Below are 2144 nucleotides of genomic sequence, written 5' to 3' on the forward strand. Positions count from 1 at the left end.
TCATATCCCACAACATAGTTGATGAGCTCTGGGGTGAGCTTGTCTTCAAGCCCTATACGATAAAGGAGGTTGGTGGAGTTAAGCTCGGGATAATCGGAAGCTCCTTCCCCTTCACACCTCTTGCGAATCCGAGGCAGTTCGTTGAGGGATGGAGCTTCGGTATAAGGGAGGACCAGCTCCAGCAGTTCGTGAACGAGCTCAGAGAGCAGCACAAGGTTGATGCGGTCATATTCCTGACCCACAACGGCTTCCCCCTTGACCAGAAGATAGCGAAGGTCGTGAAAGGCATAGACATAATAATCTCAGGACACACCCACGATGTCACGCCCAAGGCTGTCAGGGTGGGCAAGACGCTCGTGCTGATAGCAGGCTCCCACGGAAAGTTCGTAGGAAGGCTTGACCTTGACATAAGAAACGGAAGGATAAGGAACTACAACTTCAAGCTCTATCCCGTTGCAACCAACCTTATACCCGCCGATAAAGGTGCCCAGAAGATAGTTGACAAGTGGAAGAGAGAGGTATCAAAGACCCACAAGCTTGACGAGGAGATAGGCGTTGCAGAGGTTATGCTCTACAAGAGGGACACCTTCTTCTCAACCTGGGATTGGCTCGTGGGTGAGGCTATAAACGATTACTACGGCGGGGATCTTGATGTGGTAGCATCACCTGGATACAGGTGGGGAACGGTGGTCCTGCCTGGACAGAAGATAACGAGGGACCACGTCTATGACTACACCGCCATTACCTACCCCAACGTTTACGTCCTGAAGAGAACCGGGAAAGACCTCCTTACGGTATGGGAGGACGTTGCGGACAACGTCTTCAACCCCGACCCCTTCTACCAGCAGGGCGGGGATATGACAAGGCTATGGAACGTTGAGTACGAGATTGAGATAAACGGTCCCCAGTATAACAGGATAAGGAACGTCAAGATAGGAGGAAAGCCCCTCAAGGAGAACAAGGAGTACCTGATGGCTGTCTACGGAGGTCCTCCCCCACCGCCGGATGCAATCCATCCCGACTACAAGTCCGTTCCCGTTTACAACATACTCATTGACTACATTCGCAAGAAGAAGAACATCAAAGTCAGGACAAAGCCGAACGTCAAGGTTCTTGACGCACCCTACAGAACCTACGAGGAGTGCTTCGGAACATGAGGGCGATAATCTTCCTTGTGGGCGGTGTGATAGCCGCCCTCGCCTTCGTTTTTTATGTAAAGACCCAGCTGATAACACCCGAGAACATGTACTTTTTCACCCTTGAGGCTAAGGGAAAGAAGCACCAGCAGGTTGTTGATGAGCTCGTCAAAAAGCTCAACGAAAAGGGGCTGAAGGTAATAAGAACACTGCCGATGTCAAAGGTAATCCATGCAAGGGGGATAAAGGACTTTCCAAACTACACCACCATTTTAGCCTGCGATATAAAGGAGAAGAAAGAGATACTGAGGAAGGTTCCCTTCATGAGCGTTCTCCTTCCCTGCAGCGTTGCGGTTTATGAGAAGGAAGGTAAGGTTTACATCACAGCCATGAAGGAGTTCCTCCTTATAAAGGACTACTCTCAGGAGCTTGGGGACAGGTACTCGCAGGTTATAGCGGATACATACCAGCAGCTACGCATAGCGATAGCCGAGGTTGCGGAGGAAGGCGAAAGATGAGAGTTCTCATTACAGTCCTTCTGCTCGTGGTCGGTCTTTCCTTTGCCCAGGAGATCAGCAGGCACCCCCTCCAGTATGAAGAGGTAATAGAGGGCATGGACTTTGAAGATGTGAAGCTCCTCCTAAAGACAGCCCTTGACGGAAGAAACATGAACGTTCTCGGAGTTGTGGATGTGGCAAAGGAGAAGCCGAGGTTTTCCTATATGCTCGTGTGCAACCTATCTTACGCTGAGAAGATATTCAGGGAAATGCCTCAGCTTGGTGTTATGGCTCCCTGCAGGATATACCTCTACGAGCGGGAGGACGGATCCGTTGTGGTTGGCTTTATAAACGTTAGGACCCTCCTGAGGGTCTTTGATAAGTACCTTTCCCAAAGGTCAAAGGAGCTCTTTCTGAAGGCTGACAAGGACATAAAGTCAGCTATAGCTGAGGTAAAGGGAGAGTGAAGAGATTTGTGCTCGCACTCCTTCTGGTGGGTATCTCCTTCTCG

General features: G+C 50.4%; 3 protein-coding genes. All 3 read left to right on the plus strand.

Features of this window, described 5'->3' with window-relative positions; translation table 11 throughout:
• On the plus strand, nt 1-1157 hold a 1157-nt coding region (locus AC1HCM_RS02380; protein WP_479460176.1), incomplete at its 5' end, for a 5'-nucleotidase C-terminal domain-containing protein.
• On the plus strand, nt 1154-1654 hold the full coding sequence (locus tag AC1HCM_RS02385) for a DUF302 domain-containing protein (protein WP_479460177.1): 501 nt from the start codon (nt 1154-1156) through the stop codon (nt 1652-1654). The genes AC1HCM_RS02380 and AC1HCM_RS02385, both read left to right, overlap by 4 nt.
• Nucleotides 1651-2100 (plus strand): DUF302 domain-containing protein, encoded by a 450-nt coding sequence (locus AC1HCM_RS02390; RefSeq protein WP_479460178.1) that lies wholly within the window; start codon nt 1651-1653, stop codon nt 2098-2100. The genes AC1HCM_RS02385 and AC1HCM_RS02390 overlap by 4 nt, the downstream gene beginning before the upstream one ends.
• The last annotated feature ends 44 nt before the right edge of the window (nt 2101-2144 follow it).

This window comes from Hydrogenivirga sp. (genome assembly GCF_056450045.1).

What these genes read in the sequence shown, in the direction of transcription:
- AC1HCM_RS02390 (WP_479460178.1), top strand. Translation starts at nt 1,651, where the DNA reads ATGAGAGTTCTCATTACAGTCCTTCTGCTCGTGGTCGGTCTTTCCTTT.
- AC1HCM_RS02385 (WP_479460177.1), top strand. Translation starts at nt 1,154, where the DNA reads ATGAGGGCGATAATCTTCCTTGTGGGCGGTGTGATAGCCGCCCTCGCC.